Consider the following 25,898-nt stretch of genomic DNA (forward strand, 5'->3'; position numbering starts at 1 on the left):
TTGTAAGTCGCTTTATTTTAAAATCCATTAAAATACTATCTTGGGCACAATCTAAAGAGTTTTTACAACGTTCTAAATTGTGCCCTAATTATCTTTATGTTTTGTAAGCGGTGTCATATAATCTAAGTAGAAAGGTTAAAAAATGATTGATCATAAAATTATAGTAGTTTTGATAACATTACTGGCTAATCAAAATCTTTCTTTGTATGAGTTATCTGTAAAAACTCGTTGCTCAATAAAAGACGTTAGAGATTGTATCAATCAATTAACTATTTATCTTGATAACCGAGGAATAAAAATCGAGCAAGATAAAGGGAGGTATTACGTTACTGGCATACTAAACGATGAAAATATAGCGACTTTAATTGGTTCTGAAGAATTACAGCTTCCCAAAAGGATTCGTTTACAGTTAATTTACCTTTATACTTTTTGTCGGACGGATTTTGTTTCCAATTGGCACTATCAAGATTTTTTGAAGGTTAGTAAGAATACCACCTTGTCTGATATTCGTTCTTTGAGAAAGAATCTGCAAACTCATCACTTGGATATAGAATATTCTAGATCTCAAGGATACATTATACTTGGTGATGAAAAACAGAAACATTTGATGGCTTTTAAAGTCATTAATGAGTTACTAAACTCTCCTGTCGGACTTTGGGGACTTGAATATGTTATTTCTGCTTGGCCTCATGGTATTACCTTTGAGATTTTAAATAAACTTGTTCAGGATTATTCAAAAATTCTACATCTTACGCCAATTTCCGATAAGTTACAAGAATGTTTGTATGGAATAACGCTTATTTTATGTCGTTATCAAAGGAAAGTTTCCAGAGTAGTTTCAGAGGAGATAGAGGCTCCTTCTCAGATACGTAATTTGGCAGATATTTTATTGGATAATGCTTATGATTTAGGGGGATTTGATAGTAATTTTACTAGATCAGATCGCCAATATATAGCTGGGCTCTTGTCTAGTGGTTTTGAAGGAAATACCTCTGTTGATTTTAGTTATTTCCAAACTTTAACGGATCAAATTGTAGAAAAAATGGAAAGTATTACACTTTTACAATTTTCTAAGCAAGCCACGCTCAAAGATAATTTGATGAAGCATTTGATTCCAGTTTACTATCGCTTAAAATTTGGTCTTCCTAGTTCAAATGATTATACAGATAGGATAAAAGAACAGCATCCAGACTTATTTGAATTCGTTAAGGAATCCTTGGAGCCCTTGTCAAAGGTTGTAGGTCAACCTATTCCAGACAGTGAAATAGCTTACTTTGTCGTTCATTTTGGTGGTTATCTTAAGAAGAAGGAGACGACTAGAAAAAACTACAAAGCAGTTATTGTCTGTCCAAATGGTACGAGCTCTTCACTTATGATAAAGGAAAACCTACGCATTTTATTTCCGCAGGTTAGCTTTATCGGAGTTACTCGAGTTGATCGTTTGCATGAGTTTAAGGATGAAGAATTCGATTTAGTATTTTCAACAGTAAAAGTTGATACTAAAAAACCTCAGTATTTAGTATCAGTAATGATGTCTGTTGAGCAATCTTCACAATTAGTGCAATTAGTCTCAAAAGATTTTCCAGAAATGGATTCCAAAGATATTGAGCTAGAGAGGTTGCTTGAGTTGATTAAGCGATTTGCTTCAGTTTCACAAGAATCAGAATTACGCATTGCTCTGAAAAAATTTATATATGAAGAAATTCAGAGAAAGGAAGTGTTACCTTTGTTACAAGATTTAATTACGGAAAAAATGTTTCATAGAAGTTCAGAAAAAATGGGATGGAAGGACGCTATTCGAAAAGCATCTCAGCCATTGTTGGAAAGTGGCCAAATTACCGCCAACTACCCAGAAGCAATGATTGGAAAAGTCGAAGAATTTGGACCTTTCATTAATCTAGGAAAGGGAATTGCGATTCCCCATGCTAGACCCGAAGATGGTGTTAATGAAGTGGGCATGTCCATGTTGGTTTTAGACCACCCAATTTATCTGCTGGATGATCCAGCTCAAGAAATTCGTTTATTAATTTGTATTGCTGCTGTCGATAATCAGACTCACCTAAAAGCATTAAAACATCTTACGATGATTTTACGTGATAATGCTAAGGTTGAAAGATTGTTAACAGCTCAAGAGTTTAATGATATCAAAGAAATTATTCAACAGGAGGACTAAATTATGTTGAGAATTGGTACAGCGTGTGGTTCAGGACTAGGTTCTAGCTTTATGGTTCAAATGAATATCGAATCTATTCTTAGCGAACTAGGAGTGACTGGTGTTGAGGTTGAACACTATGATTTAGGTGGTGCGGATCCAAGTGCTGCGGATATTTGGATTGTTGGACGTGACTTGGAAGATTCAGCAGGACACCTAGGTGACGTAAGGGTACTAAATAGCATTATTGATATGGATGAGCTGAAAGAATTAGTAACTAAAATTTGTGAAGAAAAGGGTCTTATTTAGGAGGTTCTATCAATGATTAAGTTCTTATTAGATATTGTAAGTACACCAGCCATATTGGTGGCTTTAATTGCTATTCTAGGTTTGGTGCTTCAAAAGAAAGCATTACCAGATATTATTAAGGGTGGTATTAAAACCTTTGTAGGTTTTCTAGTTGTATCAGGTGGTGCAGGAATTATTCAAAGTTCCTTGAATCCATTCGGAACAATGTTTGAAAAAGCCTTCCATCTATCAGGAGTTGTACCAAATAATGAAGCGATTGTAGCGGTTGCCTTGACAACTTACGGCTCAGCAACAGCCATGATTATGTTTGCAGGTATGGTCTTCAATATTCTTATTGCAAGATTTACCCGCTTCAAATATATCTTTTTGACAGGTCATCATACGCTTTATATGGCATGTATGATTGCGGTTATCTTATCAGTTGCTGGATTTACTAACTTACCATTAATTTTATTGGGTGGTCTAGCTTTAGGTATTATCATGAGTCTATCGCCAGCTTTCGTTCAGAAATACATGGTTCAATTAACTGGTAATGATAAAGTTGCCTTAGGTCACTTTAGTTCATTGGGATATTGGTTAAGTGGATTTGTTGGTGGTCTTGTTGGGGATAAATCAAAATCAACAGAAGATATAAAATTCCCAAAAAGTTTAGCATTCTTACGTGATAGTACTGTAAGTATTACAATTTCAATGTCAATTATCTATCTAATCGTTGCCATTTTTGCAGGGTCAGGGTACATTGAAAAAGAATTGAGTAGTGGTACTAGTGGTTTAGTTTATGCCCTTCAATTGGCTGGACAATTTGCTGCAGGAGTATTTGTCATCCTCGCTGGTGTTCGTTTAATTTTGGGTGAAATTGTACCAGCCTTTAAGGGAATTTCTGAACGCTTGGTTCCAAATTCTAAACCAGCTCTGGACTGTCCGATTGTTTATCCATACGCTCCCAATGCGGTCTTGATTGGTTTTATCTCTAGTTTCGCTGGTGGTTTGGTAAGTATGGCCCTTATGATTGCTACTGGATCTGTTGTCATTTTGCCAGGTGTTGTTCCTCATTTCTTCTGTGGTGCAACTGCAGGGGTTATTGGTAATGCCTCAGGTGGTGTTCGTGGAGCAACAATTGGTGCCTTTTTACAAGGTGTTCTGATTAGCTTCTTGCCAGTATTCTTGATGCCTGTTCTTGGTTCTCTTGGATTCCAAGGTTCTACTTTCTCAGATGCAGACTTTGGTTTGTCAGGAATTATTCTTGGTGTTCTAAACCAAGTTGGTTCACAAGCTGGTATTATTATTGGTCTTATCGTTGTCCTTGTAGCTATGGTTGGAATTTCTCTCGTTTATAAAGCACCTGCTAAGGAGGAGTAAGCTATGGCCCTAAGTCCAAAAGAGGTACATGAATTAAAGTCTTTTGCTACCAAAATTAGATTAAATACACTGGAAACCTTGAATCATTTAGGATTTGGACATTATGGTGGAAGTCTCTCTGTCGTAGAAGTACTTGCCGTGTTATACGGAAAAGTGATGAATATGGCTCCAGAGCAATTTAAGAAGAAGGATAGAGATTACTTCGTTTTATCTAAAGGACATGCTGGTCCTGCTCTATATAGCACACTTTATTTAAAAGGATTTTTTGATAAAGACTTTCTTCATTCTTTAAATACGAATGGTACGCGACTTCCGTCACATCCAGATAGAAATCTAACTCCAGGAGTTGATATGACGACAGGCTCTTTGGGTCAAGGAATTAGCGTTGCTACTGGAATAGCTTATGGTCAAATTATAAATGATTCTCCACATTTTACATATACAATTGTTGGTGATGGTGAGTTAAATGAGGGTCAATGTTGGGAAGCAATTCAATTTGCAGCACATCATAAATTGAGAAATCTCTTGGTATTTGTTGATGATAATAAAAAACAACTTGATGGGACGACAGAGGAGGTCTGCAATCCTGGCGACTTTGTTGAGAAGTTTAAAGCCTTTGGATTTGAAACGATTCGTGTAGATGGCTCAGATATTAAGGAAATTTACGATGCGATTATTGAATTGCAATCTTCGACCTCTAACCAACCAAAGTGTATTGTCCTAGATACTGTGAAAGGACAAGGAGTTCCTGAACTTGAAACTATGACAGCTAATCATCATTTACGCCCTTCAGATGAACAAAGAGCAATGTTAGAAAAAGCAGTGTTTGACTTGCGTAAGCGGCTGGAGGATATGGTATGAAAAGAGAAGCAAAAGAAATGCGTCTAGTTTACAGAGATTTCCTACTTGATATTAATAAAAGTCATCCGGAAGTTGTTGCATTAGAAGCGGATCTATCGAGTTCAATGGGAACAAATAATTTAGGGAAAGCATTTGGCATGCGATACATTAATGGTGGAATCATGGAATCAGAGATGGTCGGCCTTTCTGCTGGTTTATCCATCCAAGGGTTTAAACCTTATTTCCATACGTTTGGACCATTTGCTTCAAGGAGAGTATTTGACCAGTTGTTTATTTCACTTGGCTATGCTCAATTAAGTGCAACTGTTATTGGATCAGACGCCGGTATTAGTGCTGAGATGAATGGTGGAACGCATATGCCTTTTGAGGAGCTTGGTCTCCTTCGCTTAGTCCCTAACGCTACGGTTTTTGAAGTTAGTGATGATATCCAATTTGAGTCAGTATTGCAACAGACTTTACATTTGAGTGGCTTAAAATATATTAGAACTATTCGGAAAAAACCATCCCCTCTATATAAAGGAGATGAAGACTTCTCTAAAGGGTATATTAATCTAAAACAAGGAAAAGATCTTACTTTGGTTTGTTGTGGAATAATGGTTGCTCCTTGTTTAGAAGTAGCGAACTCTTTAGAAAAAGAAGGTTATTCGGTTGGTGTCATTGATCTCTTTCGTGTTAAACCAATTCATCCTGAGGTAGAAACTTTGTTGTTGGATAAACCAGTACTAACTGTTGAAAATCATAATGTTATAGGTGGTTTAGGTAGTGCGATCTGTGAAATGATGGCGACCAAAGTAAATACACCAGTTTATCGACTTGGTATAAAAGAACGTTTTGGCCAAGTAGGACAACAAGATTATCTTCTTAAGGAATATGGTTTAGATAAAGATAGTATCAGACGAGAAATCCAACAGATTCTATCCTAAGTTTAGACATAGCTGAAAAAGGCAAACATCTACTAAAAGATGTTTGCCTTTTATATGTTTGAATTAGTAATCTACGGATATCGACTAATTCTCAACCAAAGATTTCTTTTGCGAGTGCTTTTCCTTTCGGAGTTGCTGCTAAGCCACCTTCAGCAGTTTCACGGAAGGCAGTTGGCATGGCTGAACCTACCTGATACATAGCGTCAACAACCTGGTCGACTGGAATGGCAGATGTGATACCTGCCAAGGCCATATCGGCAGCTACTAGGGCAAAACTTGCTCCCATAGCATTACGTTTGACACAAGGAACCTCGACCAATCCGGCTACTGGGTCGCAAATGAGTCCCAACATATTTTTTAGTACAAAGCAGATGGCCTGGCTAGCTTGGAAGGGGGTTCCACCAGCAGCTATTGTAATAGCGGCAGCAGCCATAGCAGAGGCAGAGCCAACTTCGGCCTGACATCCTCCCTCTGCTCCAGAAATTGAGGCGTTATTTGCGATGACTAGACCAAATGCGCCAGCAGTGAAGAGAAAATCTAGTTGTTGTGATTGGCTCAAGCCCAATTTTTCGATAGCTGTTGTTAGAACAGCGGGCAAACAACCTGCTGAACCAGCCGTTGGTGTGGCACAAACCAAGCCCATCTTGGCGTTAGATTCATTGACGGCCATGGCATTTCTAGCAGCCCCCAGAACAGCAGAATCAGCCAGGGTCTTTCCATTTTTGATATAAGCATCCAGTTTGGCAGCATCTCCCCCGGTTAAGCCAGTTGGTGATTTCTCAGGGGATAGACCAGCCTGAACAGACTCTATCATCACTTCAAGATTTCGAGTCATAAGAGATAGGATTTCAGGACGTTCACGTCCAGTTAGCTCTGTTTCTGTGGCAATCATGAGCTCTGCGATATTACCTTGGTAATCTCGGTCAGCTTGTTGAACCAATTCTTCAATAGTGTAAAACATGCAATCCCCCTCTTAGCTGAAAAAGTTGACATTATGTAGATGAGGAATTCTAGCAATTTCATTGACGGCCTCATCACACTGGTGCGAGTCAATTTCTATAATCATAATAGCCTTCTCACCAGCATTTTCTCGAGTGACGGTCATCTGAGCGATATTGATACCATAACGAGATAAAATATCGGTCACAAGAGCAATCATTCCTGGAACATCTTGGTGGACTATGATGAGAGTCGGTGTATTCATCTTGAGATTAACAGCAAAACCATTGAGCTCAGTCACTTGGATATTCCCTCCACCGATGGAAACACCAGTGGCAGAGATAGTTTTTGTAGCATTTTTTAGTGTAATACGAGTGGTGTTGGGATGCGGCGCATTACTATCTTTGTTGATTTTCCAATAGACCTTGATGCCTTTTTCGTATGCAATGTCCAGTGCGTGCGGAATATCAGGGTCATCAGTTTCCATGCCTAAAATACCCGCCACAAGAGCCACATCTGTCCCGTGACCTCGATAGGTCTTGGCAAAGGAATTAAAAAGTTGAAATTCTACTTCAGTGGGTATATCACCAAAGATGGCAGAAACAATTTTTCCAATACGAACAGCTCCTGCAGTATGACTAGAGGAAGGTCCGACCATGACAGGACCTATAATGTCAAAAACGGATTGAAATTTTAAATTTTTCATAACACGCCTCGTTTGATTAATCTTGTATTTTCAGTATACCATGAATTAGAGAGATTCGCTGTTTAAGTAAAAATCTATTGAAACCATAAAAAAATAACTTATTTTAAGCTTTCTTTAAGGTTCAATAGATATAATAGTGCTCTATTAAGTAAGCAATACTTATTTTTCATAAATCAGAGAGGGCGGCCTGCGGGTCGTCCTTTTTTATTTATTCATATATAGCTAGATTGTGGTAAAATAGAGCCTAAAGATTCAAGTATCAGAAAGGATACGCCATGACCTATACCCATTTACTTTTCGATCTTGACCACACACTCTTAGATTTCGACCGTGCTGAAGATTTGGCCTTAAACTACTTGCTTGAAGAGGCTGGTGTGGCTTCACAAGATCTCAAAGTTTACAAGGACCACTATATCCCATGAACCGTTCCATGTGGGAGGACCTCAACCATGGTTTGATTACAAAACCTGAATTGCTTCGCACGCGCTTTTCGCGTCTTTTTGACCATTTTGGACAGGAGGTTGATGGTAGTCACTTAGCAGGCCGTTACCAACATTTCTTGAGTCAACAGGGGCAGGAGTTGCCTCAGGCCCATGCTTTCTTATCAAACGTTAAAGACCGTGGCCACAAGATTTATGCAGCGACTAACGGTGTTAGCTATATCCAACGTGGTCGTCTGCAGGCTTCGAGTATTTTACCTTTCTTCGACGATGTTTTCATCTCTGATGAGGTGGGTGCCCACAAACCGTCTACAGACTTTTTTGATAAAATTGCCAATCAGGTCCATGATTTTCACCCAAGCTCAGCTCTCATGATTGGTGATAGTCTAACTGCTGATATCCAGGGTGGTAATAATGCGGGTATTGATAGTGTCTGGTTCAATCCAAGTAACCTAGTCAATGAGACTCCAGCTGTTCCAACCTATCAAGTCAAAAGTTATGAGGAAATCCTGAAGATTTTGTCCAAGTAAAGCTATGATAGCCATGATTCCGAAGAGCTTTTTAGCTCTTTTTTTGCTAAAATGAAGGCATGAATGATCTGATTAAACATAAGTTGGAACTGCTCCCAAGCAACCCGGGGTGCTATCTCCACAAGGACAAATTCGGCAATATTATTTATGTCGGTAAGGCTAAAAATCTAAAAAATCGTGTGCGTAGCTATTTTCGTGGAAGTCATGATACCAAGACGGAGCTTTTGGTATCTGAGATTGCAGACTTTGAATTTATCGTAACCGAGTCTAATATCGAGGCCCTGCTTTTGGAAATTAACCTCATCCAAGAGAATATGCCTAAATTTAACATTCGCCTCAAGGATGATAAATCGTATCCTTTTATCAAGATTACCAAGGAGCTCTATCCAAGGCTTTTGATTACCCGCCAGGTTAAAAAGGATGGTGGTCTTTATTTCGGCCCTTATCCAGACTCTGGTGCAGCCAATGAAATCAAGAAGCTTTTGGACCGTATTTTCCCCTTTAAGAAATGTAAAAATCCTGCCAACAAGGTCTGTTTTTATTACCATATTGGTCAATGTAATGCCCACACCATCTGTCACACCACTGAGGATTATTGGCAAGGTTTGGTTGAGGATGTCAAGAATTTCCTAAACGGTCATGATGATAAAATCGTTAACCAGCTTAAGGGCAAGATGAAGGACATGTCTGATCAGATGGAGTTTGAGCGTGCAGCGGAGTATCGAGACCTGATTGAGGCAGTGTCGACGCTCAGGACCAAACAAAGGGTTATCCGTCAAGATATGCAGGATCGTGATATTTTCGGTTACTACGTGGACAAGGGCTGGATGTGTGTTCAGGTTTTCTTTGTCCGCCAAGGGAAACTCATTCAGCGTGATGTTAATATGTTTCCTTACTATAATGATGCCGAGGAGGATTTTCTAACCTATTTGGGTCAATTTTATCTGGATAGTCGTCATCTCAAGCCTAGGGAAATTTTTATTCCTGGAGACATTGATCAAGAGTCTGTCGAAGCTCTGGTCGGAGATGAGGTCAAGGTTTTCAAACCTCAACGGGGAGAGAAGAAGCAGTTGGTTAATCTGGCGGCGAAAAATGCTCGTGTCAGTTTGACCCAAAAATTTGATCTCCTCGAAAAAGACTTGGCTAAGACCCAAGGAGCTATTGAAAATCTAGGCAAGCTCATGGGGATTCCGACACCAGTCCGTATCGAGTCTTTCGATAACTCTAACATCATGGGAACTAGCCCTGTCTCTGCCATGGTTGTCTTTGAAAATGGTAAACCTAATAAAAAAGAGTACCGCAAATATAAAATCAAGACTGTTGAAGGTCCTGACGATTATGCCAGTATGCGTGAGGTTATTCGTCGTCGCTATAGTCGTGTCAAACGAGATGGTTTAACGCCACCAGACCTCATTATCATGGATGGTGGTCAAGGTCAAGTCAATGTCGCCAAGGACGTACTTCGTAATGAGCTTAATCTATCTATCCCAGTTGCGGGGCTTCAGAAAAATGACAAGCACCAAACCAACGAATTACTCTTTGGTGACCCCTTAGAAGTCATTGATTTGCCACGTCAATCCGAGGAATTTTTCCTCCTTCACCGTATTCAGGATGAAGTACACCGTTTTGCTATCACCTTCCACCGTCAAGTTCGTAGTAAAAATAGTTTCAGTTCCAAACTTGATGGCGTGGAAGGGCTTGGACCTAAGCGCAAACAAAAACTCCTCAAACACTTCAAGTCTATGACAGCTATCCAAAAAGCTACTGTTGAGGATATCCATGCCCTTGGCATTCCAGAAAAAGTAGCAGAGGCTCTGTTAGATAAATTAAATGATAACAATTAAAGAAACGTAATGAATTAAGTTCATTTTTTTGTTACCTAATTTGTCAAATTAAGTTAGACTTTTCAAGTAACTCAGAAAAACTTGGTAGGGTGATTGATAATTCAATGATTTCCTAGGAATTCTATTTCTTGAGAGTGGGACAGAAATCGGTAATTCGTTAGAATTCGATTTCGTCGTCCCACCTCCGCACAGTTGAGTAGGGCAGTAAAAGCTGATGAAATCAGCGTAGTAGAGCCCACTCAACCACTGCGTCTTGCTCGACAATCCAAAAACAATAAAGAGGCTAGGACTTTTGTCCCAGCCTCATAATTTTGAGAAATATTAGTAAAATCCATTTGATGTCGAGAAAGAGAATGACAAACAAGTGATTGTCTTGCCTGAAGAGACGAAGGAACGGATAACGGGTGATTTGTTTGAGGGACTTTATCGGAAACGACAGATTGGATTTGGAAAACTCTTCAAGACTATCAAGAAAGAATTAGACTTAGATGATGTCGAAGATGGTAATCTTGTTCAGACTGGAGAGGATAGTCAAGAAGTATCGCGAGGTCAGGAAATTGTAGCCGTTTGGAATTGGCAGAGAAAGAATTATTTTTTACAGTTACTAAGAAATATGTTAGTCAGTTTTATTATTAGGTGTATTTAATTTGCTGTAGTAATTGACAATTACGGCTGATAAGCATCCAAAAAAAATAAGTCCATATACAGTTAAAAAGACGCTAGTAATACGTCCGATTAGAGTAGTAGCTAGTATATCTCCGTAACCTACTGTTGTTGATGTGACAAAAGCATACCATAGTCCATCCCAGTAATTACTTATTTGAGGTTCAACTAATAAAAGTATTCCTCCTGAAATAAAAATAAAACTTACAAAACTTGTCAAAAATTGATTAAAACCTGTAACTTTTATAATATGAAATAGAGTATTTAAACGTTTCATTTGGTTCTCCTTTGTTATAGTGTTAATGAAAATTATAGCATACAAAAAGTGTCTAAATATGTATTTTAGAAACTTTTTATATTAATTTTTATTATGTTTTCTTGATAGTAAGCCTCTATCGTTACAAGCTCGTTTGTGGTAAGATGAGTATAGGTCATTTATCTTAGTTCCTTTCAGACAAATGTGGTGTTTATCTGAGCCTAACATAGATGGCTTTTTCTGTCTAGCTTAATTTTACAAATTGGGTTATTTATTCTTCATAAGATTTGAAGGGTTGATCTTTTTTAGGGTATCGTGTCGGTGTGATTGACAGTCCCATCTTGTCTTTTTCATGTAGCAATTCAATGACTAGGGAAACCATGATCAGTACCATGATGAGTGAAAATGGAAAGGCTACGATAATCAGCGTATTTTGCAAGGCTACTAAGCCCCCTGAAAGAAGTAAGACGATGGCAATAGTCGCAAGGAGTACGCCCCAGAAGATTTTAAGGTCATTCTTTGGTTTGAGATTCCCATCATCAGAGAGCATAGCTAGCACATAGGTCGCAGAGTCTGCTGACGTGATAAAGAAGGTAACGATCAGGATGATAGCAACAACGGAGGCAATAAAACCAAATGGCAGTTGACTGAAGGTTGCAAACAAGGTCTGCTCACTTGGAAACTGTGTTAAATCTACATTTCCAAGTGATTGAACATGCGTTGAAAGTGTTCCAAAGGTAGAAAACCATAAAAAGCTTAATACAGTCGGTGCTAATAAGACGATGGATAGAAATTGTCTGATACTACGTCCTTTAGAAATTCTGGCAATAAAAACTCCCACGAATGGTGACCAAGAAATCCACCAAGCCCAATAGAAAATAGTCCAAGTATTGATCCAGTCACGATTGTATTGACCAAAGGAACCAGCACTGAAACTCATACGGAAGAAATTGGAAATATACAGTCCGATACTATCGGTCAAGGTATTAAAAATCTGGACTGTGGGACCGATGATTATGGTGATGGCGAGTAGTCCAACCGCTAAAATAAGATTGGTGTTTGATAAGATTTTTACCCCTTTTCCAAGACCAGAAAGGGCTGAAATGGTAAAGAGGATGGTTGTGATAATTATGATAATAACTTGCACAAGGGCATTGTTTGGAATACCAAAGAGGTAGTTGAGTCCCCCATTGATTTGGGCTGCCCCAAAACCAAGAGTGGTTGCCACCCCGATAACAGTAGCGACCACTGTAATCGTATCTACGATCTTACCAAGGATACCGTTTGTTTTTTTACCAAACAAGGGCTTTAAGGTAACCGATAAAAGATATTTCTCTTTTTTTCGGAAACCAAAGTAGGCGAGGGCCAGGGCGATTAAAGCATATACTGCCCAGGCATGGATGCCCCAGTGAAAGAAAGTGTAACGGAAAGCATCGGCTAAGGCTTCTTGCGACCCTGGGGTAGCTCGTACCGTTGAAATGGCATAATGGGATAAGGGCTCTGCGGCACCGTAGAAGACAAGGCCGATTCCCATTCCAGCAGAAAATATCATGGCAATCCAAGAGATGGTAGAGTGTTCAGGCACCGAATTGGGTTCCCCAAGTTTGATTTGCCCAACGGGACTAACCAGGAAAAAGCCACAAAGTAGAACGATTGACGTGACCAGTAATAAGTAAAACCAGCCAAATTTATCTGAAATAACTTCCCTCAGTTGTTCTGACCAAACTTGGTAGCCGTCAGGCATAACAATACCAAGAAGGACCAGGATAGCCAGTAGCACAAAAGATGTTTTTAAGACCGGGGATAAATTTTTAGTTGACATAAAGTCTCCTTTCATTCTCTACCATTATATCAAAAATGATAAAAACTTAATAGTGAGGGGAGATTGGATAACACCCAGCTAGTTATAATTTTTAGTTGATTAACGAGAGACGTTTAAGAACCTAAATTGTCAAATTAAGTTAGACTTTTCAAGTAACTCAGAAAAACTTGGTAGGGTGATTGATAATTCAATGATTTCCTAGGAATTCTATTTCTTGAGAGTGGGACAGAAATCGGTAATTCGTTAGAATTCGATTTCGTCGTCCCACCTCCGCACAGTTGAGTAGGGCTGTAAAAGCTGATGAAATCAGCGTAGTAGAGCCCACTCAACCACTGCGTCTTTCTCGACAATCCAAAGACAAATTGAGAGGCTAGGACTTTTGTCCCAGCCTCATAATTTTGAGAAATATTAGTAAAATCCATTTGTTTCGGTAATCCATTTCGTCTTAATAAGCCATTAGAATGTTCATTGAGACCTCGTTGACCAGGACATCCTGGATCCGCAAAGAAACTATCAATGTCATGTGCATTCGAAATAGATTTCCAATTAGAAAATTCTTTCCCACAATCAAAAGTTATCGACTTAAAGAGATGACTGGAAACTTGAGACAACCATTGATTGATGGAGGCCTCAATATCACTTGCTTTCCGTCCATTGGTTTTCAGTGTGATGATGGCTTTTGAGCAGCGTTCTACTAAGGTAATGACTGCATTTTTGTGTTTTTCTCCCACAATTGTATCCCCTTCTAGATGACCGAATTCCGTCTTAAAATTAGGATAACTGTCTGCTCTCTCACGTAAATCTCTGAGCAACACTTGTTTTCCTCGTTTTTCGCTATGACCATTTGGTTTTCTTTTGCCTTTCCAAGGGAGATCCTCTTTCTTTAGAATACCACGGTCTGCTAGTCGATAGAGAGTTCTCATAGAACAAGAAACTCTATCTGGATAAGTTCCTTTAATGACATCAAGGCTCCAATTTTGTACTAAATGAGTTTGGATAAAATCTTTTTCTGTTTGCGTAAGACTGGTTTTATTCCTGCCACAGCGTTTCTTATTGATTTTATATCGGTTATAGTAATCATAAGCAGAGTGCCCCTCTTTCAGATAGTTGATGACATTGTAGATTGTCTGTTTTGATCTGCCAAGTGAAGTCACAATATCTAAAACTTTTATGTTTTCTTGATAATAAGCCTCTATCATTACAAGATCGTTTGTGGTAAGATGAGCATAGGTCATTTATGTTAGTTTCTTTCAGATAAATGTGGTGTTTATCTGAGCCTAACATAGATGGCTTTTTCTGTCTTGCTTAATTTTACAAATTTGGTTATAATAAGATTAATTAAAAAGGGAAAGGAGTCATGCTATCAAAAACGAAGCTAAAATTGAACGTCTTTATGATAAGAGTCGTCGTGGCTTTCTTCGTGGAATCTTTAGTCGTGCTACGATTATCTTCTTAATCATCTTACTGCAGCTTGTTGTTGTGGCCATGTCTTACCTCTGGTTGCATCAATATAGGATACACCTGCAAGTTACAGAAGTAGTCCTTCGTATTCTGGCCATTATTTATCTCTTTCAAAGTGATATGGAGTCGACGGCTGTAAATACATGGCTCCTGATAGTCTTGCCTTTCCCTATTATCGGAACCTTGCTCTTGGCTTATACGAAACTTGATATAGGTTACACAGGGATGAAGCGTGCTATTCAGAGCAATATTGACCGCAGTTCTGGTATTCTGAAACAAGATAATCAGGCCCTCGAAGAGCTTAAACAGCGTCACACCAGCAACTATAACTTGGTCCAATATCTTGAAAATGTGAACGGTTCCTTTCCAGTTTATCGTGACACGAAGACGACCTATTTCCCAAGTGGTGAAGCCAAGTTTGAGGAAATGAAGAAACAGCTCCTTAAAGCAGAGAAGTACATTTTCTTGGAATATTTCATCATTGGTGAAGGTGAAATGTGGGGTGAAATCCTAGCAATCTTGAAACAAAAGGTTCAAGAAGGGGTGGAAGTTCGAGTCCTGTATGACGGTATGAATGAATTTTCAACTTTGAGTTTTGACTATAAGAAACGATTGGAAAAAATTGGCATTCAATCTCGAGTTTTTGCATCGGTAACCCCTTTCCTGTCAACCTATTACAATTACCGTGACCATAGGAAAATCTTGCTGATTGATGGTAAGGTTGCTTTCACAGGCGGGGTTAATTTAGCTGACGAGTATATCAACAAGATTGAGCGTTTCGGTCATTGGAAAGATACTGCCTTGATGCTGGAGGGCCCAGCGGTTGATACTTTTTTAGTTCTCTTTCTTCAGATGTGGACCTATTCTAACGAAACTTTAGATGTTACGCCGTATATGGTTGAACATAAGGCGTTTGATACCCCTGGCTTTGTTGTTCCTTATGGGGATATTCCATTGGACAAGGATAAAGTTGGTGAGAATGTCTATATTGACATCCTTAACCATGCGCGTGATTTTGTTCATATCATGACACCTTATCTTATTTTGGATGGTGAACTACTCCATGCTCTCAAGTTTGCGGCTGAGCGTGGGGTAGACGTTAGTATCATCATGCCTGGTATTCCTGATAAAAAATCAGCTTACTACCTAGCTAAGACCTACTACCCAACACTGCTAGCCTCTGGCGTTAAAATCTATGAGTACACACCTGGATTTATTCATGCCAAGATCTTTGTAAGTGATAATAGTCGGGCTGTTGTAGGAACGATTAATTTAGATTACCGAAGTCTATATCATCATTTTGAGTGTGCGACCTATCTCTATAGGACTTCTTCGGTTCTTGCTATTGAGGAAGATTTCCAAGCGACAAAAGACCAGTGTCACCGAGTCAGCACGACTGACGTTGAAAAACTTCCATTCCATCAAAAGGCCTTAGGCTTATTGACCAAACTAGTGGCGCCATTGATGTAATGTCAATTTTTGTAAGAAGAGGGTTGAGCCCTCTTTTTTTATAGTATAAAATAAAGATAATGAAGTCGAAGGAGAAAATGATGTTAACCATTCGTCCAGCCAACTTGGCTGATGCACAAGCTATTCAGGTCATCTATGCACCCTATGTTGAGAAGACGGCCATTACCTTTGAATATGAAGTTCCCAGTGTTCAAGAATTTGAGAATCGTATCAATAAAACCCTTGAAACTTACCCTTATCTGGTCGCTGAAGAGGATGGACAAGTTCTCGGATATGCCTATGCTTCAACCTACTATGCCCGGACAGCTTATAATTGGACAACTGAATTGTCCATCTATTTGCATGAAGATGCCCGTGGTCGAGGTCTGGGAAGTCAGCTCTATGATGCTCTTGAAGAGGAACTTGAACAACGGGGCTTTTTGCGATTCTTAGCCTGTATTGCTGTTCCGAACGAGGCTAGCATTGCTATGCATGAAAAACGTGGTTATGTCCAAGTTGCTCATTTTCCAAAAGTGGGCTACAAGTTTGAGCAATGGCATGATATTGTCTGGATGCAAAAGACCTTAGATGGTCCTGTCAGGAAAATACGGTAGGAGGCTAGAAATGTCTAGTCAAAGTCGACAAATTGATTGTGTCATTTGCCCACGCCAGAATGATACTAATAATTGAAAAATCGTAGAAAAAGCTCTGAACTGTGAGCTAATTTCTTTGTACTAAAGGAGCCTATATGTCCCAAGAAATAAGTGCCCGGCTATTGCCTCAGAAGCCGTCTAAATGGGCTAAAATTCTACTTAATCGTAAGGTACCTATTTTCCTGTTTTTCTTACTAGAATTGGCCTTTCTTGTCTTTTCATATATTAGCCTACAAGAGCATTTCCCATCCATTATCTTATGGGAACACTTATTGAGTGTTTTTACCTTTTTATATTTGCTCAATCGTTCCATGGACTCCCGTTCCAAACTTTCTTGGTTGATCATCATTGCCCTCTTTCCCATTTTTGGGACCGCCTTGCTCTATTTTTCGCTAGCTGATTTTGGTGTCAGACGTTTGAAAAAGCGTCTTGTGGAAGCTACTCAGCAAACTTCCGACTATTTGGCTACCGAGCCAGAGGTTGAGGACTATCTGCCTCATAGCGATAGGCAACTGCAAAGACTGGCTTATTTTCTGGAGCATAGTCCTGCTCATTTTCCAATTTATAGAGATACTAAAGTGACTTATTTCCAACTTGGAGATGATATGCTTCCGGCCTTGTTGGAGGATCTGAAAAAGGCAGAGCGTTATATCTTTATGGAGTATTTCATCATTGATGAAGGCATCATGTGGGGAGAGATATTAGCCATCTTGGAGGAGAAGGCTAAGGCAGGACTGGACGTTCGTGTTATGTTTGATGGGATGAATGAGATGACCACCTTATCCTACGATTATATCGAGAGGTTACACAAGGTTGGTATTAAAGCTCAGACCTTCTCGCCAATTAAGCCAGTTTTATCGACCTATTACAACTATCGAGACCACCGAAAAATAACAGTGATTGATGGTCAAGTTGCTTATACTGGTGGCGTTAATATCGCTGACGAGTATGTTAATAAACGAGAACGCTTTGGCCATTGGAAGGACACGGCCCTTCGCTTAGATGGTTCAGCAGTTCAAACGCTAAAAGCTCTCTTTTTGACCATGTGGACAGTGACTGGAATAGAAGATAAAACGGATATGGAGCACTATCTACAAGAAAAACCTCAACAAAGAAAGAGTCAGGGCTTTGTACTCCCTTATGGCAATTCACCGCTGACCTACCACAAGGTTGCCGAAAATGTTTATTTACATCTTCTGAATACATCAACTAATTATGTCTATATCATGACGCCTTATCTGATTTTGGATGATGAATTGGTCAGAGCCATGACCTTTGCGGCCAGACGAGGTGTAGATGTTCGTATCATTATGCCAGGGATTCCAGATAAACAGTATGCCTTTGATATTGCGACGACCTATTTTAAAGTCCTCTTGGATGCTGGCGTCCGTATTTTCCGTTATACCCCAGGCTTTGTCCATGCTAAAGTTTATGTTTCTGACGCCAAACAAGCTGTGGTAGGTACCATTAACACTGATTACCGGAGTCTCTATCAAAATTTTGAAGATGGGGTCTATCTCTATAAAAATCTGGAAGTGCTTAACATAGAACAAGATTTTGAGAAAACCCAGGCGCTCTCAGAGGAAGTCACTCTGGAAAGTTTGTCAAAAATGCCTATAGCACATCGTCTAGGTGGCTATCTCTTTTCTCTGATTGGACCATTGATGTAAAAAAGAAGAAATCATATGGATACAAACATTCTTTTGAAATTGTTAGAAGACCAAGCTGATTCAACGAAAGTCCCAGCAATGGAAGCTTATATGAAAAATAAATTCAGCTTTCTTGGCGTTCAAAAACCAATTCTCAAAAAGATTGAAAGAGAGTTTTTTAAGCCTTTCATAAAAAATCCAATTGATTGGACTTTTGTGGAAGAGTGTTGGCAGCAACCTTACCGTGAGTTTCAATATATTGCTATGGATTATCTGGATAAAAAGAAGAAGGAGCTTAGACCTGAAGATTTTCCAAAGCTAAAGGAATTGGCTCAAACCAAATCATGGTGGGACAGTATAGATCAATTGGACCTTATCATCGGAGAGGTTACTTTTCACTATCCAGAAACCAAGAATATCATGCGCCAATGGAGTCTTGATGAGGATTTTTGGTTGAGACGTATTGCCATTGACCACCAGCTTATGCGTAAAGATTTGACAGATACTGCTCTCCTAGCAGAGGTTATCTGTAACAACTTTGGGCAGACAGAGTTTTTCATTAATAAGGCTATCGGTTGGAGTTTGCGCAATTACTCAAAGGTAAATCCTGATTGGGTTCGGGCTTTTATTGATCAACATGCTAGTCAAATGGCATCTCTTAGCATTCGTGAGGCAAGTAAGTATTTATAGAAATCAAGAGCTTGACTCTGTCGTTCAATATGCTAGAATAGAAACATGCGATGAGTCGATTGGCTCTTTGGAGCCTTTTGCGCTGAGGAGGTCTACATTAGATTGTAACGCAGGAGCGGACCTTGAGTAGTTGTGTGAACCTGCTACTCTCATCGAAAGATGCCTCCTATCCCTTACCATTTGGTAGGGGCTTTTCTTTATTCTTGGCCTTTTAACCCTTTTCAACTGGGCTTAAACGTAGTATAATAGATTCACTAAACTAAATTGATAGAAAATTCCGAAAGAGGTTTTACTATGGGATACACAGTTGCTGTTGTCGGTGCTACAGGTGCCGTCGGTGCTCAAATGATTAAAATGTTGGAAGAATCAACACTTCCAATCGATAACATTCGCTACCTTGCGTCTGCTCGTTCTGCAGGCAAAGTCTTGCAATTTAAAGGCCAAGACGTGACCATCGAAGAAACGACTGAAGACGCATTTGAAGGTGTAGATATTGCACTTTTCTCAGCTGGTGGATCTACCTCTGCTAAATATGCACCATACGCCGTTAAAGCTGGTGCAGTAGTCGTTGATAATACATCATACTTCCGTCAAAACCCAGATGTACCATTGGTTGTACCTGAGGTCAATGCACATGCGCTTGATGCTCACAACGGTATTATCGCTTGCCCTAACTGTTCAACGATTCAAATGATGGTTGCCCTTGAGCCAGTTCGTCAAAAATGGGGCTTGGACCGTATCATCGTGTCAACTTACCAAGCCGTATCAGGTGCTGGTATGGGAGCAATCCTTGAAACACAACGTGAGTTGAAAGAAGTTTTGAATGACGGCGTTAACCCACGTGATGTTAAAGCTGAAATCTTGCCATGTGGTGGCGATAAGAAACACTTCCCAATCGCCTTCAATGCTTTGGCTCAAATCGACGTCTTCACTGAAAATGACTACACTTACGAAGAAATGAAGATGACAAACGAAACTAAGAAAATCATGGAAGACGATAGCATTGCCGTATCAGCAACATGTGTACGTATTCCAGTCTTGTCAGCTCACTCAGAGTCAGTTTACATTGAAACAAAAGAAGTGGCACCAATTGACGAAGTGAAAGCTGCTATTGCAGAATTCCCAGGTGCAGTCCTTGAAGATGACGTTGCTAACCAAGTCTACCCACAAGCCGTTAATGCTGTAGGTTCACGTGATACATTTGTCGGACGTATCCGTAAAGACTTGGATGCTGAAAAAGGTATCCACATGTGGGTTGTTTCAGATAACCTCCTTAAAGGTGCCGCTTGGAACTCAGTACAAATCGCAGAAACACTTCACGAACGCGGCTTGGTTCGCCCAACTTCAGAATTGAAATTTGAATTGAAATAGGGAGCGAAACAGAAATCAGTAACTCGAAGAGTTTGATTTCTCCTTCGCTTTTATACCAACCCCCGCACAGTTGATTAGGAAGTACGAATGTTGTAGACATGAGTAGTTCCAATCAATCACTGCGTTATGATTCAGGAATCAGTAAGGATTTAGTTTTGTATTCAAATACTAAATTCAAGCTGAATCCTATAAAGCAGAGAGACTTCTCTCTGTTTTTTTGTGTTTTGACTATCATATTGAAACAGTCAGTTCTCACGTTTTCAGAAAATTGTTAACTTATCTGTCTGTCTGGTCAAAATTATGGTAAAATGGAAAGGATTAGAAAACGGTTGAAGGAGAATATTATGTCAATTGATCAATTAAGAGATGTCAAACTGATCACAGCCCTTATTACACCTTTCCACGAAGATGGCTCTATCAATTATGATGCGCTTCCAGAATTGATTGAGCATCTTTTGGCTCACCATACAGAAGCTCTTCTTTTGGCGGGGACAACAGCTGAAAGTCCAACACTTACTCACGATGAGGAGTTGGAACTCTTTGCGGCTGTTCAGAAAATCGTTAATGGACGTGTGCCATTAATTGCTGGTGTCGGTACCAACGATACACGAGACTCTATCGAGTTTGCCAAAGAAGTTGCCAAATTTGGTGGTTTTGCAGCTGGTCTTGCTATCGTGCCTTACTACAACAAGCCATCACAAGAAGGTATGTACCAACACTTCAAAGCTATTGCAGATGCTTCTGATTTGCCAATTATCATCTACAACATCCCTGGTCGTGTGGTTGTTGAAATGGCTCCTGATACCATGCTTCGTTTGGCTGAACATCCAAATATTATCGGGGTTAAAGAATGTACCAGCCTTGCTAATATGGCCTACCTTATCGAACATAAACCAGAAGATTTCTTGGTTTATACCGGTGAAGATGGGGATGCCTTCCACGCTATGAACCTTGGAGCTAACGGTGTTATCTCAGTAGCCTCTCATACAAATGGTGATGAGATGCATGCCATGCTTGAAGCTATTGAAAATAGTGACCTCAAGACAGCAGCAACTATCCAACGTAAATTTATTCCTAAAGTTAACGCTCTCTTCTCAGTACCAAGTCCTGCACCTGTCAAGGCTGTTCTTAACCATCTTGGTTTTGAAGTTGGACCACTTCGTTTGCCATTGGTTGCATGTACTTCAGAAGAAGCTAAACGTATCATTAAGGTTGTCCTTGAAGAAGATGTCGAAGCAACACGTGAGACAGTTACAGGTGTCGTTCGTCCAGATTATTAAGAAAATGAAGTTGAGCAGCTTGCTCAGCTTTTTTTAGTTGAAGAGGTTAAATCTCACAAAATAAGCTGATATAGGGTCTAAAAGCAGTTTTCTATCATGAAAATTGGCTTTTTTTGATATAATTATAGTTAGTGTGCTTAAAAAGAAAGGAAGTTTCATGAATCAACTTGAACAAAAACTTGAGCAGGATTTTGGTATTGTTTTTAGCCAAAAAGACCTCTTAGAAACAGCATTTACCCATACCTCATATGCCAATGAGCACCGCCTCCTAAACATTTCACATAATGAACGTTTGGAATTTTTAGGAGACGCGGCTCTGCAATTAGTCATTTCTGTTTATCTTTACAAACGTTACCCTAACAAGCCAGAGGGAGAAATGTCTAAGATGCGCAGTACTATCGTTCGCGAAGAGAGTTTGGCAGGATTTACGAAGGCTTGCGGTTTCGAGCAGTATATCCGTCTTGGTAAAGGGGAAGAAAAATCTGGTGGACGTGAACGTGCCACTATCCTTGGTGACCTCTGGGAGGCCTTCCTCGGTGCCCTTTATTTGGATCAAGGTTTGCCTGCTGTTGAGAAATTCTTGAATCAGGTCATGATTCCTCAGGTTGAAAAGGGGAACTTTGACCGCGTAACAGACTATAAGACAGCCTTGCAAGAGCGTCTTCAGGTCAATGGTACGGTTGATATTACTTATACTGTTATCGATGAGTCTGGACCAGCTCATGCTAAAGAATTTACTATGCAGGTAGCTGTTGATGGTAAGGAACTCAGCACAGGTCTTGGAAAATCTAAGAAATTAGCTGAACAGGCAGCGGCTAAGGCTGCCCTTGAACAACTAGGAAATTAAGCATGTATTTGAAATCAATTGAAATGCAGGGCTTTAAATCCTTTGCGGATAAGACGCAAGTCGTCTTTGACAAGGGAGTAACAGCCGTTGTAGGTCCAAATGGATCGGGAAAATCAAATATTACAGAGAGTCTACGCTGGGCTTTGGGAGAATCCTCTGCCAAGAGTTTGCGTGGGGGCAAGATGCCTGATGTTATTTTTGCAGGTACAGAGGTTCGTAAGGCACTCAACTATGCAGAAGTGGCAGTTACTCTTGATAATAGTGATGGCTTTATCGTGGGTGCTGGTGAAACCATTCGTGTGGAGCGTCACATTTATCGAAACGGTGACAATGATTACTTGATTGACGGTCGTAAGGTTCGTCTACGTGATATTCATGACCTTTTCATGGACACAGGTTTAGGGCGTGATTCTTTTTCCATTATTTCCCAAGGTCGTGTTGAGGCTATTTTTAATGCTAAACCCGAAGAGCGCCGCGCTATTTTCGAAGAAGCTGCTGGCGTTCTTAAATATAAAACACGTAAGAAGGAGACCGAAAGCAAGCTTAATCAAACTCAAGATAATCTTGATCGTTTGGAAGATATCATCTACGAGCTAGATGGTCAGGTTAAACCACTTGAAAAGCAAGCAGCTACAGCCAAACGTTATTTGGAATTAGATGAGGAACGTAGACAGACTCAGCTTAACCTTTTGGTCCACGATATTGAAGTTGGTAAGTCTGAGTTGAGCCAGACTCAAGAGGATTTGGCAGAGGTCAAGGAAAAATTAACCAGCTATTATGAGGAACGTCATCGTCTAGAGACTGAAAACCAAGAGCTCAAGCAGAAACGCCATCAAATTTCAGAACAAATTTCTTCTGACCAACAAACCTTGGTGGATGTCACACGTCTTATTAGTGACTTTGAGCGCCAAATTGATCTCTATACCATGGAGAGTCAGCAACGTTCAGAGAAAAAAGAAGAAACAGAAGCTCGTCTCAGTGAGCTAGAGAGTTTGAAAGCTGAAGCTCAGGCATCTCTAGATAAGGTTAATCATCGCCAAGTCGAATTGAATGCGGAGTTGGAAACTATTGCCCAAGAGTTAGTTGCTATTCAAAAAGAACTGGAGCAATTTTCTGATGATCCAGATACGCTTATTGAACGTTTACGTGAGGACTATGTCAGTCTGATGCAGGAGGAAGCTAAGGTTTCCAACAGTTTGACTCAGGTTACTCACGACATGGATAATCAGACTCAAGCACTAGAGGCACAGGCTGAAGAATATAAACAAGCTCAGGCAGACTTGCTTTCCGCTCAGGAAGTAGCTAGCGAAGCCCAAAAAGCTTATCAAGCAGCCCAAGCCAGTCTTCAAAGCCTCCTAGCTAGCTACAAAGAAAAGGCTCAGGCTTATCAAACTATTGATAAGGACTATCAAGAGGCTCAAAAGCAGATGTTTGACCTCATGGATCACCTTAAAAGTAAAGATGCCCGTCGTCAAAGTTTAGAGTCTATCCAAAAAAATCATTCTAACTTCTTTGCAGGGGTTAAGGCTGTCCTTCAAAATGCCCAATCTATTCAAGGAATTATTGGCGCTGTCAGTGAACACTTGACCTTTGATACGCGCTATCAGACAGCTCTTGAGATTGCTATGGGAGCCAGCGGGCAAAATATTATTGTCGAGGATGAAGCGGCTGCTAAGCGCTCGATTGACTACTTGAAGCGTAATCGTCAGGGACGTGCGACCTTCTTGCCGTTGACTACTATTAAACCACGTCAACTTAATGGACAATTTGCTCAAAGTCTTGCCAATGCACCAGGCTTTATTGGTATGGCTTCCGATTTGGTTACCTATAAGGACCGCTTATCTAATATTTTCCAAAACCTCCTAGGGGTAACAGCAATCTTTGATACCATTGACAATGCTAATAAAGCGGCTCGAGCTGTTCGTTTCCAAGTGCGTATGGTCACTCTTGACGGTTCTGAAATTCGCCCTGGTGGTGCCTTTGCTGGTGGTACCAACAAACAAAACAATAACCTCTTTATCAAGCCTGAACTGGATGCATTGACTTCTGAAATTAACCAGATTAAGGCTCAATTAAGTGATAGTGAATCCAAAGTTGAAGCCCTCAAAATCAAACGTAAGGCTCTACAGAAAGAGCTAGAAGACCTTAAGGTAGATGGTGAAAATGCTCGTCTGCAAGAGCAAAAACTAGACTTAGAACACCAACAAGCCTTGTCAGAGGCGGAGAAAAATCAAAACCTAGTGGATAGTTTCAAACAGGATTCTCAGGGAACTGATGGGGCAAATCTTCAAGATAAGGCTGAACAACTTAAAGCAGAGTTAGCACAAATTGCATCCAAGCGTGAGACCATTAACGACCGTATTGAGGCTATTAAGGAAGACAAAGACGCACTTGGCCAACAAAAACAGGTTCTCTTAGACAAGCAATCTGAACTTCAGTTGAAGGAACGTGATTTGCAAGCAGAATTGCGTTTTGCTAAGACAGAAAGTAATCGTCTTCAAGCCGACTTGTCTGAGTTAATGAAGGAATCGGATAGTCTTAAAGCGCTCCTTAATAACCAGGTCAATGATGACCAAACTGACCGCCTTCCGCATTTGCAAGCACAGCATAAAGAAGCTGTCCAACGTAAGGACGATTTGGAGCAAGCTCTTGTCCGTGCCAAGATTCAGGTGCAAGATTACGAAGGTCTGTTGGAAGACTTGGAGGAGCGTTTGGCTAAAGCTGGCAATCGTAACGAGGACTTGATTCGTCAGCAGACTCGCTTGGAAGAACGTGAAAGTCAGATTAGTCAATCGCTTCGTAAGTTTGCGACTCAGTTGGCTGAAGATTATCAGATGACACTTGAAGTCGCCAAAGGTCAGGCTAGTCCTCTTGACAATGTCGAACAAACACGCCAGAATCTGCAAGGTCTTGAGCGTTCGATTAAAGCTTTGGGTCCGGTCAATGTGGATGCTATTGCCCAGTTTGAAGAGGTTAAGCAACGTCTTGATTTCTTGAACGGACAAAAGGATGATTTGCTCGAAGCTAAGAGTCTCCTTCTGAATACCATAAATGATATGGATGATGAAGTGAAATCACGCTTTAAAGCAACCTTTGAGGCTATCCGAGAAAGCTTTAAACAGACCTTTACCCAGATGTTTGGTGGAGGTTCAGCAGACTTGATTTTGACCTCAGATAATCTCCTAGAGGCTGGAGTAGAAATTTCTGTGCAGCCTCCAGGTAAGAAAATTCAATCGCTTAACCTTATGTCTGGTGGTGAGAAGGCCTTGTCAGCTCTTGCCCTTCTCTTTGCCATCATTCGTGTTAAGACCATTCCATTTGTAATCCTTGACGAAGTAGAAGCGGCTTTGGATGAAGCCAATGTTAAACGCTTCGGTGACTACCTTAATCGTTTTGACAAGTCTAGTCAGTTTATCGTAGTTACCCACCGTAAGGGAACGATGTCTGCGGCAGACTCTATTTATGGGGTAACCATGCAGGAATCAGGTGTCTCGAAAATCGTTTCGGTCAAACTAAAAGACCTTGATTTAGACTAAAAATAGATTATATTTTCATGAAAGATAGTTGATAGCTTTATCACTATCTTTTTTCATAGTCTCAAAAAATTTGTAAGGACTTTCAGAAAAACATTAAGTTTGCGCTTTCAAAATTACGCAATCGATTGCGTAAAATGGCTTAACAAAGGCTATGATTA

At 40.1% G+C, this 25,898-nt stretch carries 20 protein-coding genes and 1 pseudogene; 16 read left to right on the forward strand and 5 right to left on the reverse strand.

The annotated features are described in order from the left end of the window. Window positions 1-142 precede the first annotated feature (142 nt). The 5 genes from H7U04_RS00665 to H7U04_RS00685 are packed head-to-tail and all read left to right on the forward strand — an operon-like array spanning window position 143 to window position 5,604. The gene (locus H7U04_RS00665; protein ID WP_060933722.1) at window positions 143-2,173 is read left to right on the forward strand and encodes a BglG family transcription antiterminator; all 2,031 of its coding nucleotides are present in this window, start codon (window positions 143-145) and stop codon (window positions 2,171-2,173) included. 3 nt (window positions 2,174-2,176) lie between these two features. Beyond that, window positions 2,177-2,461 carry a PTS sugar transporter subunit IIB gene (locus H7U04_RS00670; RefSeq protein ID WP_037612076.1) on the forward strand — a complete coding sequence of 95 codons (285 nt, stop codon included), beginning with the start codon at window positions 2,177-2,179 and terminating at the stop codon, window positions 2,459-2,461. Between the two features lie 12 nt (window positions 2,462-2,473). Beyond that, window positions 2,474-3,820 (forward strand): PTS ascorbate transporter subunit IIC, encoded by a 1,347-nt coding sequence (locus tag H7U04_RS00675; RefSeq protein ID WP_060933721.1) that lies wholly within the window; start codon window positions 2,474-2,476, stop codon window positions 3,818-3,820. Between the two features lie 3 nt (window positions 3,821-3,823). Then, complete coding sequence (locus tag H7U04_RS00680; protein WP_060933720.1) at window positions 3,824-4,681, forward strand: transketolase; 858 nt, start codon at window positions 3,824-3,826, stop codon at window positions 4,679-4,681. Next, window positions 4,678-5,604, forward strand: coding sequence for a transketolase family protein (locus tag H7U04_RS00685; protein WP_060933719.1), 927 nt, complete (start codon window positions 4,678-4,680; stop codon window positions 5,602-5,604). The genes H7U04_RS00680 and H7U04_RS00685 overlap by 4 nt, the downstream gene beginning before the upstream one ends. A gap of 91 nt (window positions 5,605-5,695) precedes the next feature. Here the strand turns inward: H7U04_RS00685 and sdaAA are convergent, their stop codons facing one another. Both sdaAA and sdaAB read right to left on the reverse strand, forming a co-directional pair. Continuing rightward, the gene (gene sdaAA, locus H7U04_RS00690; RefSeq protein ID WP_060933718.1) at window positions 5,696-6,565 is read right to left on the reverse strand and encodes an L-serine ammonia-lyase, iron-sulfur-dependent, subunit alpha; all 870 of its coding nucleotides are present in this window, start codon (window positions 6,563-6,565) and stop codon (window positions 5,696-5,698) included. Window positions 6,566-6,577: 12 nt separating this feature from the next. Next, the gene (gene sdaAB, locus H7U04_RS00695) at window positions 6,578-7,249 is read right to left on the reverse strand and encodes an L-serine ammonia-lyase, iron-sulfur-dependent subunit beta (protein WP_060933717.1); all 672 of its coding nucleotides are present in this window, start codon (window positions 7,247-7,249) and stop codon (window positions 6,578-6,580) included. 275 nt (window positions 7,250-7,524) lie between these two features. On the opposite strand from sdaAB, the pseudogene H7U04_RS00700 reads away from it, so the two are divergent. The 3 genes and pseudogenes from H7U04_RS00700 (at window position 7,525) to H7U04_RS00710 (ending at window position 10,709) form a co-directional block, all read left to right on the forward strand. Beyond that, window positions 7,525-8,219 (forward strand): annotated as a pseudogene (locus H7U04_RS00700) (YjjG family noncanonical pyrimidine nucleotidase). A gap of 59 nt (window positions 8,220-8,278) precedes the next feature. Then, window positions 8,279-10,063 carry an excinuclease ABC subunit UvrC gene (gene uvrC / locus H7U04_RS00705; protein ID WP_155197923.1) on the forward strand — a complete coding sequence of 595 codons (1,785 nt, stop codon included), beginning with the start codon at window positions 8,279-8,281 and terminating at the stop codon, window positions 10,061-10,063. 364 nt (window positions 10,064-10,427) lie between these two features. Next, window positions 10,428-10,709 (forward strand): protein rep, encoded by a 282-nt coding sequence (locus tag H7U04_RS00710; RefSeq protein ID WP_002891204.1) that lies wholly within the window; start codon window positions 10,428-10,430, stop codon window positions 10,707-10,709. On the opposite strand, the gene H7U04_RS00715 is transcribed toward H7U04_RS00710, so the two are convergent. The 3 genes from H7U04_RS00715 to H7U04_RS00725 form a co-directional block, all read right to left on the reverse strand. Continuing rightward, a complete protein-coding gene (locus H7U04_RS00715) occupies window positions 10,680-11,003 on the reverse strand; it encodes a potassium channel family protein (RefSeq protein ID WP_037611796.1) in 324 nt (107 codons plus the stop codon). The two genes, H7U04_RS00710 and H7U04_RS00715, sit on opposite strands and share 30 nt — an antisense overlap. Window positions 11,004-11,253: 250 nt before the next feature. Next, the gene (locus H7U04_RS00720) at window positions 11,254-12,804 is read right to left on the reverse strand and encodes a BCCT family transporter (protein WP_022495736.1); all 1,551 of its coding nucleotides are present in this window, start codon (window positions 12,802-12,804) and stop codon (window positions 11,254-11,256) included. A gap of 134 nt (window positions 12,805-12,938) precedes the next feature. After that, complete coding sequence (locus tag H7U04_RS00725) at window positions 12,939-14,039, reverse strand: IS30 family transposase (protein ID WP_371515010.1); 1,101 nt, start codon at window positions 14,037-14,039, stop codon at window positions 12,939-12,941. A gap of 145 nt (window positions 14,040-14,184) precedes the next feature. Between H7U04_RS00725 and cls (H7U04_RS00730) the strand changes: the two genes are divergently transcribed. The 8 genes from cls (H7U04_RS00730) to smc all read left to right on the forward strand — a co-directional run bounded on the left by cls (H7U04_RS00730) (window position 14,185) and on the right by smc (window position 25,740). Then, entirely contained in the window at window positions 14,185-15,735 is a 1,551-nt protein-coding gene (gene cls, locus H7U04_RS00730) for a cardiolipin synthase (protein ID WP_171968077.1), read from the forward strand. A gap of 80 nt (window positions 15,736-15,815) precedes the next feature. Further along, window positions 15,816-16,328: a GNAT family N-acetyltransferase gene (locus H7U04_RS00735; RefSeq protein WP_037611427.1), complete on the forward strand. Its 513-nt coding sequence runs from the start codon at window positions 15,816-15,818 to the stop codon at window positions 16,326-16,328. Window positions 16,329-16,462: 134 nt separating this feature from the next. Continuing rightward, complete coding sequence (gene cls, locus H7U04_RS00740; RefSeq protein ID WP_045768600.1) at window positions 16,463-18,037, forward strand: cardiolipin synthase; 1,575 nt, start codon at window positions 16,463-16,465, stop codon at window positions 18,035-18,037. 15 nt (window positions 18,038-18,052) lie between these two features. Beyond that, window positions 18,053-18,706: a DNA alkylation repair protein gene (locus H7U04_RS00745; protein WP_038676220.1), complete on the forward strand. Its 654-nt coding sequence runs from the start codon at window positions 18,053-18,055 to the stop codon at window positions 18,704-18,706. A 294-nt stretch (window positions 18,707-19,000) separates the two neighbouring features. Continuing rightward, window positions 19,001-20,077, forward strand: a complete 1,077-nt coding sequence (locus tag H7U04_RS00750; protein ID WP_060973253.1) for an aspartate-semialdehyde dehydrogenase — start codon at window positions 19,001-19,003, stop codon at window positions 20,075-20,077. A gap of 344 nt (window positions 20,078-20,421) precedes the next feature. Further along, window positions 20,422-21,357, forward strand: a complete 936-nt coding sequence (dapA, locus tag H7U04_RS00755; RefSeq protein WP_048790454.1) for a 4-hydroxy-tetrahydrodipicolinate synthase — start codon at window positions 20,422-20,424, stop codon at window positions 21,355-21,357. Window positions 21,358-21,514: 157 nt separating this feature from the next. Continuing rightward, window positions 21,515-22,204 carry a ribonuclease III gene (gene rnc, locus H7U04_RS00760; RefSeq protein ID WP_002885331.1) on the forward strand — a complete coding sequence of 230 codons (690 nt, stop codon included), beginning with the start codon at window positions 21,515-21,517 and terminating at the stop codon, window positions 22,202-22,204. Window positions 22,205-22,206: 2 nt separating this feature from the next. Continuing rightward, window positions 22,207-25,740: a chromosome segregation protein SMC gene (gene smc, locus H7U04_RS00765; protein WP_110981469.1), complete on the forward strand. Its 3,534-nt coding sequence runs from the start codon at window positions 22,207-22,209 to the stop codon at window positions 25,738-25,740. Window positions 25,741-25,898: the final 158 nt, after the last annotated feature.

The organism is Streptococcus sp. 22.1, from assembly GCF_016648645.1.
GTDB lineage: Bacteria > Bacillota > Bacilli > Lactobacillales > Streptococcaceae > Streptococcus.

Coding starts and splice junctions, on each gene's coding strand:
- rnc (WP_002885331.1), top strand. CDS start 21,515: ATGAATCAACTTGAACAAAAACTTGAGCAGGATTTTGGTATTGTTTTT.
- H7U04_RS00685 (WP_060933719.1), top strand. CDS start 4,678: ATGAAAAGAGAAGCAAAAGAAATGCGTCTAGTTTACAGAGATTTCCTA.
- H7U04_RS00735 (WP_037611427.1), top strand. CDS start 15,816: ATGTTAACCATTCGTCCAGCCAACTTGGCTGATGCACAAGCTATTCAG.
- H7U04_RS00725 (WP_371515010.1), bottom strand. CDS start 14,039: ATGACCTATGCTCATCTTACCACAAACGATCTTGTAATGATAGAGGCT.
- H7U04_RS00680 (WP_060933720.1), top strand. CDS start 3,824: ATGGCCCTAAGTCCAAAAGAGGTACATGAATTAAAGTCTTTTGCTACC.
- H7U04_RS00720 (WP_022495736.1), bottom strand. CDS start 12,804: ATGTCAACTAAAAATTTATCCCCGGTCTTAAAAACATCTTTTGTGCTA.
- H7U04_RS00665 (WP_060933722.1), top strand. CDS start 143: ATGATTGATCATAAAATTATAGTAGTTTTGATAACATTACTGGCTAAT.
- H7U04_RS00745 (WP_038676220.1), top strand. CDS start 18,053: ATGGATACAAACATTCTTTTGAAATTGTTAGAAGACCAAGCTGATTCA.
- H7U04_RS00750 (WP_060973253.1), top strand. CDS start 19,001: ATGGGATACACAGTTGCTGTTGTCGGTGCTACAGGTGCCGTCGGTGCT.
- smc (WP_110981469.1), top strand. CDS start 22,207: ATGTATTTGAAATCAATTGAAATGCAGGGCTTTAAATCCTTTGCGGAT.
- uvrC (WP_155197923.1), top strand. CDS start 8,279: ATGAATGATCTGATTAAACATAAGTTGGAACTGCTCCCAAGCAACCCG.
- H7U04_RS00670 (WP_037612076.1), top strand. CDS start 2,177: ATGTTGAGAATTGGTACAGCGTGTGGTTCAGGACTAGGTTCTAGCTTT.
- sdaAB (WP_060933717.1), bottom strand. CDS start 7,249: ATGAAAAATTTAAAATTTCAATCCGTTTTTGACATTATAGGTCCTGTC.
- cls (WP_045768600.1), top strand. CDS start 16,463: ATGTCCCAAGAAATAAGTGCCCGGCTATTGCCTCAGAAGCCGTCTAAA.
- H7U04_RS00675 (WP_060933721.1), top strand. CDS start 2,474: ATGATTAAGTTCTTATTAGATATTGTAAGTACACCAGCCATATTGGTG.
- dapA (WP_048790454.1), top strand. CDS start 20,422: ATGTCAATTGATCAATTAAGAGATGTCAAACTGATCACAGCCCTTATT.
- H7U04_RS00715 (WP_037611796.1), bottom strand. CDS start 11,003: ATGAAACGTTTAAATACTCTATTTCATATTATAAAAGTTACAGGTTTT.
- sdaAA (WP_060933718.1), bottom strand. CDS start 6,565: ATGTTTTACACTATTGAAGAATTGGTTCAACAAGCTGACCGAGATTAC.